The sequence below is a fragment of the Bradyrhizobium sp. BR14999 genome (assembly GCF_056106085.1).
This window is the reverse complement of record NZ_CM148536.1, coordinates 321,921-337,915: the sequence shown is the minus strand read 5'-3', so window position 1 is coordinate 337,915 and position 15,995 is coordinate 321,921. Positions and strand designations below refer to the sequence as shown.

At 64.9% G+C, this 15,995-nt stretch carries 15 protein-coding genes; 14 read left to right on the top strand and 1 reads right to left on the bottom strand.

Annotation, left to right across the window (positions count from 1 at the left end; genetic code table 11):
• Window positions 1-75 precede the first annotated feature (75 nt).
• The 13 genes from ACR9YP_RS01580 (at window position 76) to ACR9YP_RS01520 (ending at window position 14,120) form a co-directional block, all read left to right on the top strand.
• A complete protein-coding gene (locus tag ACR9YP_RS01580) occupies window positions 76-1,737 on the top strand; it encodes an ABC transporter substrate-binding protein (protein ID WP_474218852.1) in 1,662 nt (553 codons plus the stop codon).
• 197 nt (window positions 1,738-1,934) lie between these two features.
• Window positions 1,935-2,888: an ABC transporter permease gene (locus ACR9YP_RS01575; protein WP_438104453.1), complete on the top strand. Its 954-nt coding sequence runs from the start codon at window positions 1,935-1,937 to the stop codon at window positions 2,886-2,888.
• A 4-nt stretch (window positions 2,889-2,892) separates the two neighbouring features.
• Window positions 2,893-3,795, top strand: coding sequence for an ABC transporter permease (locus ACR9YP_RS01570; protein WP_438104455.1), 903 nt, complete (start codon window positions 2,893-2,895; stop codon window positions 3,793-3,795).
• A gap of 79 nt (window positions 3,796-3,874) precedes the next feature.
• Window positions 3,875-4,936 (top strand): ABC transporter ATP-binding protein, encoded by a 1,062-nt coding sequence (locus tag ACR9YP_RS01565; RefSeq protein ID WP_438104457.1) that lies wholly within the window; start codon window positions 3,875-3,877, stop codon window positions 4,934-4,936.
• Window positions 4,933-5,130, top strand: coding sequence for a hypothetical protein (locus tag ACR9YP_RS01560; protein ID WP_018321359.1), 198 nt, complete (start codon window positions 4,933-4,935; stop codon window positions 5,128-5,130). The genes ACR9YP_RS01565 and ACR9YP_RS01560 overlap by 4 nt, the downstream gene beginning before the upstream one ends.
• Entirely contained in the window at window positions 5,127-6,542 is a 1,416-nt protein-coding gene (locus ACR9YP_RS01555; RefSeq protein ID WP_438104459.1) for an amidase, read from the top strand. The genes ACR9YP_RS01560 and ACR9YP_RS01555 overlap by 4 nt, the downstream gene beginning before the upstream one ends.
• A complete protein-coding gene (locus ACR9YP_RS01550; protein WP_438104461.1) occupies window positions 6,539-7,516 on the top strand; it encodes an ABC transporter ATP-binding protein in 978 nt (325 codons plus the stop codon). The genes ACR9YP_RS01555 and ACR9YP_RS01550 overlap by 4 nt, the downstream gene beginning before the upstream one ends.
• A 159-nt stretch (window positions 7,517-7,675) precedes the next feature.
• Window positions 7,676-7,945 (top strand): GlsB/YeaQ/YmgE family stress response membrane protein, encoded by a 270-nt coding sequence (locus tag ACR9YP_RS01545; protein ID WP_091890659.1) that lies wholly within the window; start codon window positions 7,676-7,678, stop codon window positions 7,943-7,945.
• 254 nt (window positions 7,946-8,199) lie between these two features.
• A complete protein-coding gene (locus tag ACR9YP_RS01540; RefSeq protein WP_091890656.1) occupies window positions 8,200-9,948 on the top strand; it encodes a type I secretion system permease/ATPase in 1,749 nt (582 codons plus the stop codon).
• Window positions 9,945-11,279 (top strand): HlyD family type I secretion periplasmic adaptor subunit, encoded by a 1,335-nt coding sequence (locus ACR9YP_RS01535; protein WP_474218851.1) that lies wholly within the window; start codon window positions 9,945-9,947, stop codon window positions 11,277-11,279. Before ACR9YP_RS01540 ends, ACR9YP_RS01535 begins: the two co-directional genes overlap by 4 nt.
• Before the next feature lie 161 nt (window positions 11,280-11,440).
• Entirely contained in the window at window positions 11,441-12,910 is a 1,470-nt protein-coding gene (locus tag ACR9YP_RS01530; RefSeq protein ID WP_370987876.1) for an AMP nucleosidase, read from the top strand.
• 154 nt (window positions 12,911-13,064) lie between these two features.
• Complete coding sequence (locus ACR9YP_RS01525) at window positions 13,065-13,676, top strand: tetratricopeptide repeat protein (protein ID WP_438104467.1); 612 nt, start codon at window positions 13,065-13,067, stop codon at window positions 13,674-13,676.
• Between the two features lie 177 nt (window positions 13,677-13,853).
• The gene (locus ACR9YP_RS01520) at window positions 13,854-14,120 is read left to right on the top strand and encodes a DUF1488 family protein (protein ID WP_244551202.1); all 267 of its coding nucleotides are present in this window, start codon (window positions 13,854-13,856) and stop codon (window positions 14,118-14,120) included.
• 184 nt (window positions 14,121-14,304) lie between these two features.
• Here the strand turns inward: ACR9YP_RS01520 and ACR9YP_RS01515 are convergent, their stop codons facing one another.
• Window positions 14,305-14,787, bottom strand: a complete 483-nt coding sequence (locus tag ACR9YP_RS01515) for a CinA family protein (protein ID WP_438104469.1) — start codon at window positions 14,785-14,787, stop codon at window positions 14,305-14,307.
• Window positions 14,788-14,931: 144 nt separating this feature from the next.
• Here ACR9YP_RS01515 and ACR9YP_RS01510 point away from each other — a divergent pair, with 144 nt between their 5' ends.
• Entirely contained in the window at window positions 14,932-15,990 is a 1,059-nt protein-coding gene (locus ACR9YP_RS01510) for an amidohydrolase family protein (protein ID WP_438104471.1), read from the top strand.
• Window positions 15,991-15,995 lie beyond the last annotated feature (5 nt).

Genomic DNA, 15,995 nt, shown 5'->3' with positions numbered 1-15,995 from the left:
AGTTTCTCTTTTGGCATAGCCATTGCATACGATTGCATCAAAAATAGTCATCGAAGCCGGAAAAGGATTGAGGCGATGCTTATCAAGAAGAACAAGACACATGCCGCGCTGATCGCACTCTTGGCGCTCGGCACGGCGGCCGCATTCCCGCGCGTCGCTAGCGCCGAAACTGTGCTGCGCATCGGCATGACCGCCGCCGATATTCCGCGCACGCTGGGCCAGCCCGACCAGGGGTTTGAAGGCAACCGCTTCACCGGTCTCACCATGTATGACGGGCTCACCGGCTGGGACCTGTCCTCGGCCGACAAGGCGAGCGTGGTGATCCCGGGCCTTGCCACCGAGTGGAAGGTCGACGACGCCGACAAGACCAAGTGGATCTTCAAGCTGCGCCCCGGCGTGACCTTCCATGACGGCTCGCCGTTCAATGCGGACGCCGTGGTGTGGAATGTCGAGAAGGTCTTGAAACAGGACGCGCCGCAATTCGACGCCAGCCAGGTCGGCGTCACGGCCTCACGCATGCCGACGCTGGCCTCGGCGAAGAAGATCGACGACATGACGGTCGAGCTCACCACCAAGGAGCCCGACAGCTTCCTGCCGATCAACCTCACCAATTTGTTCATGGCGAGCCCGGCGAAGTGGCAGGCCTTCTACGACAAGGCCGAAGGTGCTGACGCCAAGGCGAAGTCGCAGGCCGCCTGGACCGCCTTCGCGAGGGACGCCTCGGGCACCGGCCCGTGGAAGATGGCGAGCTTCACCCCGCGCGAACGGCTCGAGCTGGTCAAGAACGCGGACTACTGGGACAAGGCCCGTGTGCCCAAGGTCGACAAGATGGTGCTCTTGCCGATGCCGGAGGCCAACGCGCGCACCGCGGCGCTGCTCTCCGGGCAGGTTGACTGGGTCGAGGCCCCCGCGCCGGATGCGCTGCCTGAGCTCAAGCAGCGCGGCTTCAAGCTCTACGCCAACGAGCAGCCGCATGTCTGGCCGTGGCAGTTCTCGCGCGTCGAAGGCTCGCCCTGGAACGACATCCGCGTGCGCAAGGCCGCGAACCTCTGTGTCGACCGCGAGGGCCTGAAGGATGGCCTGCTTGCCGGCCTGATGGTGCCGGCGACCGGCACCTTCGAGCCCGGCCATCCGTGGCGCGGCAAGCCGAGCTTCGAGATCAAGTATGACAAGGCGGCTGCGCAAAAGCTGATGCAGGAGGCCGGCTTCGGTCCGAACAAGAAGCTGACGGTGAAGACCCAGACCTCCGCCTCCGGCTCGGGACAGATGCAGCCGCTGCCGATGAACGAATATCTCCAGCAGGCGCTGGCCGAATGCTATTTCGACGTGCAGCTCGACGTCATCGAATGGAATACGCTGTTCACCAACTGGCGCCGCGGCGCCAAGGATCCCTCAGCCAACGGCGCGAACGCGACCAACGTCACCTATGCGGCGATGGACCCGTTCTTCGCGCTGGTGCGCTTCCTGCAATCGGGCATGGCGCCGCCGGTGTCGAACAATTGGGGCTTCATCAACAACCCCAAGTTCGACGACCTCGTGAAGAAGGCGCGCCAGACCTTCGATCCCGCCGCGCGTGACGCCGCGCTCGCCGAGCTGCACGCGGCCTCCGTCGACGACGCCGCCTTCCTCTACGTCGCCCATGACGTCGGCCCGCGCGCCATGAGCCCGAAGGTGACAGGCGTCGTGCAGCCGAAGAGCTGGTTCATCGACTTCTCGCCGGTGTCGATGACGCAGTAATTCGCGCCGCGTACTCAGTGTACCCTCTCCCCCTGTGGGAGAGGGTGGCTTCGCGTTAGCGAAGCCGGGTGAGGGGTCTCTCTCCGCGGATGCGAACCCCTCGATCGCTGCAATGTCATCCGCGGAAACAACCCCTCATCCGGCGCGCTGCGCGCGCCATCTTCTCCCACAAGGGGAGAAGGAAGAAAGAACTCAACGTGCTCGCTTATATCGCCAGACGCATCGTCTACGTCGTCCCGATCGTCATCAGCGTGGCGCTGGTGTGTTTTCTGCTCGTGCACATCACGCCGGGCGATCCGCTCGTGGCCGTGCTGCCGGCCGACGCCTCGCAGGAGCTCGCCGCGCAGCTGCGCGCCGCCTATGGCTTCGACCGGCCGCTGCCGGTGCAGTTCGGGCTTTGGCTGCTGCGCGCGCTGCATGGCGATCTCGGCAATTCCATCGCCACGGGGCGTCCTGTGCTGGCCGAGGTCATGCGCGCGGTCGGCAACACCGTCACGCTGGCGATTGCCGCGGCCATCATCGGCTTCACCATGGGCATCCTGTTCGGCCTGATCGCCGGCTATTTTCGCGAGACCTGGATCGACAAGGTCGCGACCTCCTTCGCGATCGCCGGCGTCTCGGTGCCGCACTACTGGCTCGGCATGCTGCTCGTCATCATCTTCTCGGTGCAGCTGAACTGGCTGCCCGCGGTCGGCGCCGGGCCGAGCGGCTCCAACTCCTGGGCCTGGGACTGGGCGCATCTGAAATATCTGGTGTTACCGGCGATCACGACCTCGGTGATCCCGATGGGCATCGTCACCCGCACGGTGCGTGCGCTCACCGGCGACATCCTCAGTCAGGATTTCGTCGAGGCGTTGCGGGCCAAGGGTCTGCGCGAAACCGGCGTGTTCCGCCACGTCATCAAGAATGCCGCGCCGACCGCGCTCGCGGTGATGGGGCTTCAGCTCGGCTATATGCTCGGCGGCTCCATCCTGATCGAGACCGTGTTCTCCTGGCCGGGCTCGGGCTTCCTGCTCAATTCGGCGATCTTCCAGCGCGACCTGCCGCTGCTGCAAGGCACGATCCTGATTCTGGCGCTGTTTTTCGTGTTCCTCAATCTGCTGGTCGATATCGCGCAAGCCGCGATCGACCCGCGCATCAAGCGGGGCTAGCGGGATGAGCGAGCTTCCGTTGTCAGCCACCAGCGATGCCGCGCTCCAGGCCGCGCCCGCCACCAGGGCGCGGGGCTATTGGGCGACCGTCGGCCGCCGTATCATGCGCGACAAGGTCAGCATGGCCTGCGCGCTCGTGTTGTTGCTGATCTTCCTGTCCGCGGTCCTCGCGCCGTGGCTCGGTCTCGAAGACCCCTACAAGGGCTCGATGATCCGCCGCCTTCGCCACATCGGCACGACTGGCTATCCGCTCGGCACCGACGAGCTCGGCCGCGACATGCTGGCGCGGCTGATCTATGGCGGGCGGCTGTCGCTGGTCATCGGCATTTTGCCCGTGATCCTCGCCTTCTGCATCGGCACCTCGCTCGGCCTCGTTGCCGGCTATGTCGGCGGCAGGCTCAACACCGCGATCATGCGGACGGTCGACGTGTTCTACGCCTTCCCCTCCGTGCTGCTGGCGATCGCCATCTCCGGCGCGCTCGGGGCGGGCGTCCTCAATTCCATCGTGTCGTTGACCGTCGTGTTCGTGCCGCAGATCACCCGCGTCGCCGAGAGCGTCACCACTGGCGTGCGCAACATGGATTTCGTCGAGGCCGCGCGCGCCTCCGGCGCCGGCGCCTTCACCATCATGCGCGTGCACATCCTCGGCAACGTGCTCGGCGCCATCTTCGTCTATGCCACCAGCCTGATCTCGGTCTCGATGATCCTGGCGGCCGGCCTGTCCTTCCTCGGCCTTGGCACCAAGCCGCCGGAGCCGGAATGGGGCCTGATGCTGAACACCTTGCGCACCGCGATCTACATCAATCCCTGGGTCGCCGCGCTGCCGGGTGCGATGATCTTCGCAGTCTCGATCTGCTTCAATCTGCTCTCGGACGGCCTGCGTAGCGCCATGGACATCAGGAACTAGGTCATGCGTGCGTCAAACAACAGCGTCTCCGTAGCAAAGAACACCTCTCCCCGATGGGGAGAGGTGAAGGATACCTTCCATGTCTGAAGCAGCTCAACCGACCACCATGCTTGAGCCCGTCGAAGACCGCGGCGGCGTCGCGCAGCCGCTGCTTCAGGTCTCCGGCCTGACAAAACATTTCCCCGTACGCGGCGGGCTGTTCGCCGCCAAGCGCACCGTGCGCGCGGTCGACAACGTCTCCTTCGCCGTCGCCAAGGGCGAGACCGTCGGCATCGTCGGCGAATCCGGCTGCGGCAAGTCGACCACCGCGCGTCTCTTGATGCATCTGATGCCGCGCGATACCGGCGACATCATCTATGACGGCATGACCGTCGGCCAGTCGCTGAGCTTGCGCGAGCTTCGCCGCGGCATGCAAATGGTGTTTCAGGATTCCTACGCCTCGCTCAATCCGCGCCTCACGATCGAGGAATCCATCGCCTTCGGTCCCAAGGTCCACGGCATGGCCGACGGCGCGGCGCGCACCCTGGCGCGCGAGCTGCTCGGCAAGGTCGGCCTGCGCCCGGAAAACTTCGCCAGCCGCTATCCGCACGAAATCTCGGGCGGCCAGCGCCAGCGCGTCAACATCGCGCGAGCCCTGGCGCTGTCGCCGCGGCTGGTGATCCTGGACGAGGCCGTCTCCGCGCTCGACAAATCCGTCGAGGCGCAGGTGCTCAATCTGCTCGCCGATCTCAAGCGCGAGTTCGGCCTGACCTATCTCTTCATCAGCCACGACCTCAACGTCGTGCGATACATCAGCGACCGCGTGCTGGTGATGTATCTCGGCGAGGTGGTCGAGCTCGGCCCGGTCGACCAGGTCTGGGACCAGCCGGCGCATCCCTATACGCGCGCGCTGCTGGCGGCGATGCCGTCCTCCGATCCTGATAGCCGCACCGAGACGCCGCCGATCACGGGCGATCCGCCCAATCCGATCGATCCGCCCTCGGGCTGCCGCTTCCACACCCGATGTCCATTTGCGGAGCCGCTCTGCGCAAATGCGACACCAAAGCTCACTGCGCTCGATAATATGGGCCACGAGGCCGCGTGCTACATGGCGATTCCGGGTTCAGGCCATAGCCGCGCGCCGAGGGAGAAGACCTTATGACGAGACCGACGCCGAAAGAGATCAAACCGATCGCGCAAATCGCGGGCGTTCCCGTGGATGACGAGATCGCGACCCGCATCTCCAATTCCATCGGGCCTGCCTTCGAAGGCTTTGCGGCCATTGCCGGCACACTGCCGTTCGACCTCGAGCCTGCGCTCTATCCGATCGCGCAGACGCAGAAGGTGTCGAAATGAGCGCCGAGCCTGCCTTGATGACGCTCACTGAGGTCGCGCGTGCGATCGCGATGAAGCAGCTGTCCTCGCATGAGGTGACGCACGCGCTGCTGCATCGTATCGCGCAATGGCAGCCGCATCTCAATGCCTTCATGTCGATTGAAGCGGAGGCCGCGCTCAAGGCGGCGGAGACCGCCGACGCCGAGCTCGCCAAGGGCAGCGTCCGTGGTCCGCTGCACGGCGTGCCGCTCGCGCACAAGGACATGTATTACGACGCCGGCAAGGTCGCGACCTGCGGCTCGCTGATCCGCCGCGATTTCGTGCCGACCGTGACGTCCACCGCCTTGCAGCGGCTGAAGGACGCCGGCCAGGTCCGGCTCGGCACGCTGCACCTCGCCGAGTTCGCCTATGGCCCGACCGGGCACAACGCTCATTACGGCCCGGTGCGCAATCCCTGGAACGTCGCGCACATCACCGGCGGCTCGTCGTCGGGCTCCGGCTCGGCGGTTGCGGCGCGGCTGACCTATGCGGCGCTCGGCTCGGACACCGGCGGCTCGATCCGCATGCCCGCGCATTTCTGCGGCGTCACGGGCCTCAAGACAACCGTCGGCCGGGTCAGCCGTGCCGGCGCGATGCCGCTGTCGCAATCGCTCGACACGGTCGGCCCGCTCGCCCGCACCGCCGAGGATTGCGCGCTGCTGCTGGCGCTGATGGCCGGTGCAGACCCCGCAGATTCGACCTGTAGCCACGAGCCGTTGTCGGATTATGTGGCTGCGACCAAGGGCTCGCTGAAGGGCCTGAAGGTAGGGGTGCCCGCGTCCTTCTATGTCGACGATCTCGACAGCGAGGTCGCGCGCGTGCTGGACGAGACCATCGCCGTGCTCAAGCGCGAGGGTGCCGACATCGTCACGATCGAGCTGCCGGATCAGCGGCAATTGTCGTCGGCGAGCCAGCTCGTGCTCGCGGCCGAAGCCGCCGCCTTCCACAAACGCTGGATGATCGAGCGTCCGCAGGATTACAGCGCGCAGGTCCTGATGCGGCTTCAGAACGGGCTCGCCGTTCCTGCCATCACTTATCTGGAGGCGATGCGCTGGCGCGGCTCGGCGCTCGCCGCGCACAACGCGGCGACCGCGGGTGTCGATGCGGTGATCGCACCGGCTTCCCCAGTGCCGGCGCCGACCATCGAGGAAAGCGATGTCGGCGGTGGTCCGAACGCGCCGGCGCTGTTGCAGCGGCTGACGCTGTTCACCCGCCCGGTGAATTTCCTCGGTCTGCCGTCGCTCACGGTGCCGTCCGGCTTCACCAAAAGCGGCCTGCCTGTAGGCATGCAGCTGATCGGCCGCTCCTTCGATGAAGCCACCTTGCTCACCATCGGCGCCGCGTTCCAGCGCGTCACCGACTATCACGACCGGATACCGAAACTGCCGTCATGACAAAGCTCGTCGATATCTCAGGCCTCAACATCCGCTTCACCGGCGAGCGCACGGTCTATGCCGTGAACGATCTCAGCCTCTCGCTCGGCAACAGTGAGGTGCTGGGCCTGCTCGGCGAGTCCGGCTCGGGCAAGAGTGTGACGTTGCGTGCGCTGATGCGGCTGCTGCCGAAGAAGCGCACGCAAATTTCGGGCACGGTCAACGTGATGGGCCGCGACGTGCTCGCCATGAACGACGAGGAGCTCTCGTCGTTCCGCGGCCAGACCGTCTCGATGATCTTCCAGGAGCCCGCGCTCGCGCTCGATCCGGTCTACACCATCGGCGCGCAGATCGCCGAGAGCGTGGTGCGCCATGAAGGCAGGAGTTTTGCGGAAGGGCGGGCGAGGGCACTCGACATGCTCGAGGTCGTGCGCATCCCCTCGGCCAAGCGGCGGCTGGATGCCTATCCGCACGAGATGTCCGGCGGCATGCGCCAGCGCGCGATGATCGCGCTCGCACTGGCCTGCCGTCCCAAGATTTTGCTGGCGGACGAGCCGACCACGGCGCTCGATGCCACCGTGCAGATCCAGATCCTCTTGCTGCTGCGCGAGCTGCAGCGCGAGTTCGGCATGTCCGTCATCTTCGTCACCCATGACATCGGCGTTGCCATCGAGATCTGCGACCGCGTCGCGGTGATGTATGCCGGCCAGATCGTGGAGCAGGGGAGCCTGCGCGACATCGTCCGCTCGCCGGTGCATCCCTACGCCAGGGGCCTGCTCGCCTCCACCATCCACGGCGCCAAGCGCGGGGCGCGGCTCGAAACCATTCCCGGCACCCCGCCCTCGCTGGCCGAAAAACCCCACAATTGCTCCTTCGCCCCCCGCTGCAAGTTCGCCGAGCCGCGCTGCCTGGAGCAGCTGCCTGCGAATGTGGAGGTCGGGCCGGGCCGGGCGGCGAGGTGCGTGCTGGCGGAGCAGGTCACCGCACTGTCGTAATACTGAGCGCACCGGCCAGGGCCTGCTCTACTGTGCATGGGGTTGTTTTCGACATTTTTTGTCTGCACTGCGGCAACCGGCCAGCCACGAACGCCATTCAGACCCCATTCATCCCGATTCCGGTTCCATGCGGCCATTCACGCCAGAGGGACCTCACTTATGTACATTTCCAACGAAGGCCTGCTCGTCATCCTGTTCGTCGGCCTGGTCGCCGGCTGGCTGGCCGGAAAGATCGTGAGGGGCGCCGGGTTCGGCATCATCGGCGACATCGTGATCGGCATCGCCGGGGCCCTGGTGGCCAGCCTCTTGTTCCCAAAGCTCGGCATTCGTCTCGGCACCGGGCTCGTCTCCGAGATCGTCTATTCCGCCATTGGTGCCGTCATTCTGCTTCTGGTGGTGCGGCTGGTGCGCGGCGGGGGCCGGTTCTAGCCGGCGTTCGGCAGATCGGAGCTTGCGGCCTCTCCCTTTTCCGGGGAAGAGGCTGAAAGCCTGCAAGAAAAAGCCGCAAGCCTGTGAAATTCCGGACTTGCGCGGAAGTCTATCAGGGGTAGATGTGGCCCATCAGGGCCCCGGATTAATTCGACTGCGTTGACGGCCGGAAAACAGATGTTAATCCGAGGCGAGTACCCTGAATCGCCTTTGAAATCAGGGGCATTGCCCCTCACCCGAAAGAGATCAGACTGATGGCAGCCATCCCTGGCGTCCGCCGTTCAGAGCTCGGTGACGCCTTGCGCGCTTGTCGCATGGCGTTCGTCGGCGTCGGCTTGATGAGCTGCATGATCAACCTGCTCTATCTGACCGGGTCGATCTTCATGCTGGAGGTCTACGACCGGGTGCTGCCGAGCCGCAGCATCCCGACCCTGGTCGGCCTGATCATCCTCGCCAGCTTCCTCTACATGGCGCAGGGCGTGCTCGACATGATCCGTAACCGCATTCTGGGGCGGATCGGCACTTCGCTCGACGAGGCCCTCAACAAGCGCGTATTCGACACCATCGTGCGCCTGCCGCTGCTGGTCGGCAGCCGCAACGAGGGCCTCCAGCCGCTGCGCGACCTCGACAATGTCCGTTCCTTCCTCGGCGGCATGGGCCCGAGCGCGTTCTTCGACCTGCCCTGGCTGCCGCTCTATCTCGCCATCTGCTTCGCCTTCCACGTCCTGATCGGCGTCACCGCGCTGGTCGGCGCCATCATCCTGGTCGGTCTGACGCTGGTCACCGAGTTCATGTCCCGCCAGCCGGCGAAGGAGGCGATGGGCCTTGCCGCCCAGCGCAACGATCTCGCCCAGGCCAGCCGCCGCAACGCCGAAGTCATGGTGTCGATGGGCATGGCCAGCCGCATGAACCAGCGCTGGAGCGAGGCCAACGAAAAATATCTGGCCGGCAATCAGCGCGCGAGCGACGTCGCCGGCGGTCTCGGCGCGGTCGCAAAGGTGCTGCGCATGATGCTGCAATCGGCCGTGCTCGCGGTCGGTGCCTATCTCGTCATCCATCAGGAGGCGACCGCCGGCATCATCATCGCCGGCTCGATCCTCTCCGCCCGCGCGCTGGCGCCGGTCGATCTGGCCATCGCCCACTGGAAATCCTTCGTCGCGGCCCGCCAGAGCTGGCAGCGTCTCACGCGGCTCCTCGAGCAGATGCCGGCGCAGGCGATGCCGACCCAATTGCAGGCACCCACCAGCCGGCTCTCGGTCGAAGGCGTCGCCATGGTGCCGCCCGGCGACCAGCGCCTCATCGTCCAGGACATCACCTTCGCGCTCACCGCCGGCAACGGCCTCGGCGTGATCGGGCCAAGCGGCTCCGGCAAGTCGTCGCTGATCCGCGCGCTGGTCGGCGTCTGGCAGCCGGTGCGCGGCAAGGTGCGGATCGACGGCGCGGCGCTCGACCAATGGTCAAGCGACGTGCTCGGCCGTCACATCGGCTACCTGCCGCAGGACGTTGAATTGTTCGGCGGCACCATCGCGCAGAACATCAGCCGGTTCGATCCCGAGGCCACCTCCGACGCGATCATCGCCGCGGCCAAGGAGGCCGGCGTGCACGAGATGATCATCAAGATGCGCGAGGGCTACAACACGCAAGTCGGCGAGCAGGGCGCCGCGCTCTCCGCAGGGCAGGCGCAGCGCGTGGCGCTGGCGCGCGCACTCTACGGCAATCCGTTCCTGATCGTGCTCGACGAGCCCAACTCCAATTTGGACACTGAAGGCGACGAGGCGCTGACTCGCGCCATCCGCTCGGCGCGCGAGCGCGGCGCCATCGTCGTCGTGGTGGCGCACCGGCCGATCGGCGTCGAGGCGGTCGACCAGATCCTGGTGCTGCGCGATGGCCGCATGCAGACCTTCGGTCCCAAGGAGCAGGTGCTCGCCCAGGTGCTCCAGCCGCGCGTGACGCCGCCGGCGCCGATCAAGATCGTCAGCGAAGGTGGAGTGCCCAAGCCATGAGCACGTTGGCAATCGGCGGCCCGAAGCCCGCCGCGAAGAGGACGGTGCGCGATTCGATCAAGTTTCACCTGATGCTCGGGCTTGGGATCGTGCTGGTCCTGGTCGTCGGTCTTGGCGGCTGGGCTTCCACGGTGCTGATTTCGGGCGCGCTGATCGCGCCGGGGCAGATCGTGGTCGAATCCAATGTCAAGAAGGTGCAGCATCCGACCGGCGGCGTGGTCGGCGAGGTGCGCGCCCGCGATGGCGACGTGGTCAAGGCCGGCGACATCGTGGTGCGGCTCGACGACACCGTCACAAAGGCCAACCTTGCCATCGTCACCAAGAATCTCGACGCCGCGCAGGCGCGTGCGGCGCGGCTCCAGGCCGAGCAGCGCGGTGTCGACAAGATCGAATTCCCGCAAAGCCTCATCGAGCGCGCCGACGATCCTGACGTCAGGGTGCTGCTCTCCGCCGAAACCAAGCTGTTCGACGTCCGCGTCAACGGCCGCACCGGGCAGAAAGCGCAGCTGCGCGAGCGCATCACGCAGCTCAACGAGGAAATCGCAGGTCTCAGCGCCCAGGAGAAAGCCAAGGACCAGGAGATCGCGCTGGTGCAGAACGAGCTCACCGGCGTGCGCGAGCTCTACGACAAGCGCCTGGTGCAGATCTCGCGCCTGACCCAGCTCGAACGCGACTCGGCGCGTCTCAACGGCGAGCGCGCTCAATACATCGCTTCGCGCGCCCAGGCCAAGGGCAAGATCACCGAGACCGAGCTCCAGATCATCCAGATCGACAAGGACGTGGTCAGCGAGGTCTCCAAGGACCTGCGCGAGACCAACGACAAGATCGGCGAACTGATCGAGCGCAAGGTTGCCGCCGAAGACCAGCTCCGCCGCGTCGACATCCGCGCGCCGCAGGACGGCATGGTGCTGCAATCGACGGTGCACACCGTCGGCGGTGTCGTCACCGCCGGCGATGCCCTGATGCTGATCGTGCCGCAGGCCGACGATCTCCAGGTCGAGGCCAAGGTCAACCCGGTCGACATCGACAAGCTCCAGATCGGCCAGAAGACGTTGTTGCGCCTGTCCGCCTTCAACCAGCGCACCACGCCCGAGCTCAACGGCGTCGTCAGCCGCGTGTCGCCCGACGTCACCACCGACCAGCGCACGGGCCAGAGCTATTACACCATCCGCGTCTCGATGCCGGCCGAAGAGGTCGCCCGCCTCGGCGACGTCAAGATGATTCCCGGCATGCCCGTGGAAGCCTTCGTCCAGACCGGCGACCGCACCATGCTGTCCTATCTGATGAAGCCGCTGCACGACCAGCTGATGCGCGCGTTCCGGGAGAAGTGACGCACGAAAGCGCGGCATCTCCCAGCGTCATTGCGAGCGCAGCGATGCAATCCAGTCTGCCTCAGCGGAGAGATTTCTGGATTGCTTCGCTGCGCTCGCAATGACGACTTGGCTGTCAGTTTGCTATACTGCGATTGCAAACAGCAACCCGGCGGTCGACCATGCAATCCCCACCCTCCATCGCCACCGAATCCTTCTCCGACGCCGGCCTCGCGGTCGCACGACTCGAAGAGATCTATGAGCGCAACACAAAATTCCTGCGCGATCGGTTCGAGGCTTACGTTGGCGGCGAAACGGTCACGATGCGGGTTCGCGCTTACTATCCCTTCGTCCGTCTCACCACCGCGACGCATGCGCGGCTGGACTCGCGCCTGTCCTACGGTTTCGTCCATGGCCCCGGCGTGCACGAGACCAGCGTGACGCGGCCGGATCTATTCCGCGCCTATCTCACCGAGCAGATCGGACTCCTGATCCAGAACCACGCGGTGCCCGTCGAGATCGGCGAGTCCACTGAACCGATCCCGATCCACTTCGCCTATCGCCGCGACATCAACATCGAGGCCGCCATTACCACCAGCGAGAACTCCGTCATCACGCGATCGCTGCGCGATGCGTTCGACGTGCCTGATCTCGCCACGATGGACGATTCGATCGCCGACGGCACCTTCGAGCTCCACCCCGGCGCGCCCGAGCCGCTATCCTTGTTCCGCGCGGCCCGCGTCGACTACTCGCTGCGTCGGCTTTACCACTACACCGGCACGGATCCCGAATATTTCCAGAACTTCGTGATCTTCACCAACTATCAGTTCTATGTCGACGCATTTGCGCAGCTCTGCCAGCAGCGGCTTCAATCCGGCGAGGCTGGTCTCGATGCCTTCGTCGCGCCCGGCAATGTGATCACGTGCAATGGCGGCGCCATCAGCGGAATGGCGCCCGTGCGCGCACCGCAGATGCCGGCCTTCCACCTGGTCGCACCCGACTATCGCGGCATCACCCTGATCAATATCGGCACCGGTCCATCCAACGCGCGCAACGTCACCGACCATGTCGCCGTGCTGCGGCCGCATGCCTGGCTGATGCTCGGTCATTGCGCTGGCCTGCGCAACACGCAGCGGCTCGGCGACTACGTCCTCGCCCACGGCTACGTGCGCGAGGATCACGTGCTCGACCGCGAGCTGCCGCCGTGGGTACCGATCCCGGCACTGGCCGAGATGCAGGTTGCGCTCGAGGAGGCGGTCGAGGACGTCACCGGCCTGGAAGGTTTTGAACTGAAGCGCCTGATGCGCACCGGCACCGTCGCGAGCGTCGACAACCGCAACTGGGAGATCTCCGGGCCGGCCGTGATCCGCCGCTTGTCGCAATCCCGTGCGGTCGCGCTCGACATGGAATCGGCCGCGATCGCCGCCAACGGCTACCGCTTCCGCGTCCCCTACGGCACGCTGCTCTGCGTCTCCGACAAGCCGCTGCATGGCGAGATCAAGCTCGCCGGCATGGCCAGCGAATTCTACCGTCGCCGCGTCGGACAGCATCTCGAGATCGGTCTGAAGGCGCTGGAGCGGCTGAAGCAGCAGGAATCGGAGCGGCTGCATTCGCGAAAGCTGAGGAGCTTTGCCGAGGTCGCGTTTCAGTAGCGCGTCCGTCCCGCTTGCCGGCAGGATCTGGCAGCAAGACTGTCGCACGCCCGAGACCGGCGTCCCCGTGAGAACGCAATCATCCCGGAATATCGCCGCCATAGCAGGGTTATCACGTCATCCGGGGCCGCGTAGTCAGAAGCAGGAGACAGCAATGATCACAGCAATGATCAGAGTCGTCGTGCTGGGAACGTTCGCAGCGGCGCTGTTCGCTTCGCCGGTATTGGCTGCGGGCGGTGGAGGAGGCGGTGGAGGTGGTGGCACCAGCTCCACGGATCCCTATGCGGGCGCCTATTCGGATCAGAAAGCGCAGTCCACCTACCCGAAACGCTCCAACCCAAAGGCAACCCAGAAAGGCAAGAAGCCGAACAACCAGTCCAGCATCGGTGATCCCGCATTCGCGGCCGGCTACCGCGCGGCCTATGACACGATCTACGAGCGCAACGACTATGCGGTCGCGATCGAGCAATTGAAGGCGCTCGGCCACGACGATCATCCGAACGTCGCCAATCTCATCGGTTACTCATATCGCAAGCTCGGCGACTACAAGCAGTCGCAGATTTGGTACGAGCGCGCGCTGAAGGCCGATCCGAATCACGTGCTGACCTGGCAGTATTATGGGCTTTGGCAGCTCGAGCAGGGTAACCGCGAGCAGGCAATGTTTCACCTGAGCCGCATCGCCGCGATCTGCGGGACCGATTGCGAGGAGTACAAGTCCCTGGCGAACGCGCTGGAGAAACCCACAGGCGCGGCCCTCGTTTACTGAGAACGCAGGGTGGGGCCGGCCCGCGGCTGCACGAAGCGCAGTCCGCTCGGCGTAGTCCACTATCGCGACAATAGGTGGGTTACGCCTTGGGCTAACCCATCTACACATGGTGACAAGCGAAGAAATTTTCAGCATTGTCTGGCGCGGGGGCTCGACCGGGACGACTTGATGCCACTCATGCGCGACAAGATCATTGGCCATGACCTCGAACGGCTGGCCTTTCGCTTCACCATGCTGAACGACGGCGATGTGGTACAGTGTCAGATCAGCGACGCCGCGATGGACGAGCTCGCGGGCATGCAGGGCACCGAAAGCAGCGCACGTCAGGCGCAGTTCCTGTCCCTGCGCGAGACCATCGAGCGGATCGCGTCAGACCTCTACGACGAAGCGCCGAGGTTTCAGGGCTATGTGGTGCGGATCTTTATGCGGCATTTGGGACGGTAAGGCGCACAACGCGCCCTCAATGTCGTCCTGGCGAAGGCCAGGACCCATTGCCACCGGCTTATATTGTTTGAAGAAGCTGTGGCTCCGCCATCCGCACAACTCTCATTCGGGGTAATGGGTCCTGGCTTTCGCCAGGACGACACCGGAGATGAGGCGCGGCCGGTCCATCGACGCAAACGGCCTGCTACTCCTCCAGCTTCTTCAGCAACAATTTCAGCGCCGTCGCCGCGAACACCTGCATGTTAGCGAGCCGGTCATTGCTGCCCGTCTCCAGCGTCATCACCTCTGCCGCAGGGCCCGCCACCGCCATGCAGCTATGGCCGGCGGCGTCGCCGTAGCGGTTGCTGGTGGGGCCGGCGGCTCCGGTTTCGGACAGGCCCCAGTCGCATCCGAAGCGCGTTCGCATCCGCTCAGCAAGTAGTTTCGCGTAGGGCTCCGATGAGGAGCGAAAGCCCTTCATGCCGTCGTCCGAAATATCCATCAGCACGCGCCTGGCGTCGCGGGTGTAGACCACGGCGCCACCGACGAAATAGGCGGACGCGCCGGGCACGGCGAGCAGGCTGGCCGAGATCAGGCCACCGGCCGAGGATTCTGCCACCGCAATGGTCTGTTTGCGCGCGATCAGCTTGGCCGCGACCTGTTCCGCAATGCCGACGAGCTCTTTCATGTCCTTCACCTCTGATCCTCGCAACTGTGCTCAGCCTTCCTAGCATATGACGGAAGCCTTGGCCGAGTTGCGGGCGGCGGGCAGGCCTGCTTGAATGGCGGGTACAAGAAGAGACATGCGTGGAAACGTGAGAAGGGAGACGTCATGGCGTCCCTGATCGCCGGCGGGGTGGATTGCGATTTGCATCCGGCCGTGCCGCATCTGACCAGCCTGCTGCCGTACTTGAACGATTATTGGCGCGATCAGGTGACGACGCGCGGCATGGTCGATCTCGTCTCGCAATCCTATCCGAAGAACTCGCCGATCGTGGCGCGGCCCGATTGGCGCCCCGAGAACGGCAAGCCTGGCGAAAGCCTGGCGGACATGCAGCGTCATGTGCTCGATCCTTTCCAGCTCAAACTCGCGATCTGCAATCCGCTCTACGGCGTGCAGATGGTGTTCTCCGAGGACATGCAGGCGGCCTTCTGCCGCGCGCTGAACGACTGGCTCGTCAAGGAATGGCTCGATCGTGATCCGCGGCTGCGTGGCTCGATCGTGATTCCCACGCAAAGCGTCGAGAAGGCCGTCGCCGAGATCGAGCGCTGCGCGCAGGATCGCCGCTTCGTGCAGGTGCTCATGCTGGTCATGGGCGACACGCCGCTCGGCAAGCGTGCGCTATGGCCAATCTATGCGGCCGCGGAAAGTCTGGAATTACCGATCGGCATCCATGCCGGTTCCGCCTACCACAATCCGCCCACCGCCGTGGGGTGGGGCTCTTATCACATCGAGGATTATGTCGGTCAGGCCCAGGCGTTCCAGACCCAGCTCACCAGCCTGATCGTCGAGGGCGTGTTCGCCAAATATCCGCGGCTGAAAATGGTGATGCTGGAATCCGGCGTCTCCTGGATCGCGCCCTATCTCTGGCGTTTGCACAAGTTCTGGCGCGGGGTGCGGATGGAGACGCCCTGGGTCGATCGCGCGCCGCTGGAGATTGTGCGCAGCAACATCCGCTTCTCGTTACAGCCATTTGATGCGCCGCCGGAACCTGAGACATTAATTCGCCTGTTTGATCATATGCAGTCGGACGAATTGGTCCTATTCTCCACGGACTATCCGCACTGGCAGTTCGACGGCCAGGACGCGCTGCCCGAAGGTCTGTCCCCCGATCTCGTGCACAAGATCATGATCGACAATCCGCATGCGACCTATCCCCGCCTGACTTAGCCCGC

Bases quoted from the DNA above. Each gene is read 5' to 3' on its own strand.
- ACR9YP_RS01580 (WP_474218852.1), top strand. From the start codon at position 76: ATGCTTATCAAGAAGAACAAGACACATGCCGCGCTGATCGCACTCTTG.
- ACR9YP_RS01570 (WP_438104455.1), top strand. From the start codon at position 2,893: ATGAGCGAGCTTCCGTTGTCAGCCACCAGCGATGCCGCGCTCCAGGCC.
- ACR9YP_RS01565 (WP_438104457.1), top strand. From the start codon at position 3,875: ATGTCTGAAGCAGCTCAACCGACCACCATGCTTGAGCCCGTCGAAGAC.
- ACR9YP_RS01560 (WP_018321359.1), top strand. From the start codon at position 4,933: ATGACGAGACCGACGCCGAAAGAGATCAAACCGATCGCGCAAATCGCG.
- ACR9YP_RS01555 (WP_438104459.1), top strand. From the start codon at position 5,127: ATGAGCGCCGAGCCTGCCTTGATGACGCTCACTGAGGTCGCGCGTGCG.
- ACR9YP_RS01550 (WP_438104461.1), top strand. From the start codon at position 6,539: ATGACAAAGCTCGTCGATATCTCAGGCCTCAACATCCGCTTCACCGGC.
- ACR9YP_RS01545 (WP_091890659.1), top strand. From the start codon at position 7,676: ATGTACATTTCCAACGAAGGCCTGCTCGTCATCCTGTTCGTCGGCCTG.
- ACR9YP_RS01540 (WP_091890656.1), top strand. From the start codon at position 8,200: ATGGCAGCCATCCCTGGCGTCCGCCGTTCAGAGCTCGGTGACGCCTTG.
- ACR9YP_RS01535 (WP_474218851.1), top strand. From the start codon at position 9,945: ATGAGCACGTTGGCAATCGGCGGCCCGAAGCCCGCCGCGAAGAGGACG.
- ACR9YP_RS01530 (WP_370987876.1), top strand. From the start codon at position 11,441: ATGCAATCCCCACCCTCCATCGCCACCGAATCCTTCTCCGACGCCGGC.
- ACR9YP_RS01525 (WP_438104467.1), top strand. From the start codon at position 13,065: ATGATCACAGCAATGATCAGAGTCGTCGTGCTGGGAACGTTCGCAGCG.
- ACR9YP_RS01520 (WP_244551202.1), top strand. From the start codon at position 13,854: ATGCGCGACAAGATCATTGGCCATGACCTCGAACGGCTGGCCTTTCGC.
- ACR9YP_RS01515 (WP_438104469.1), bottom strand. From the start codon at position 14,787: ATGAAAGAGCTCGTCGGCATTGCGGAACAGGTCGCGGCCAAGCTGATC.
- ACR9YP_RS01510 (WP_438104471.1), top strand. From the start codon at position 14,932: ATGGCGTCCCTGATCGCCGGCGGGGTGGATTGCGATTTGCATCCGGCC.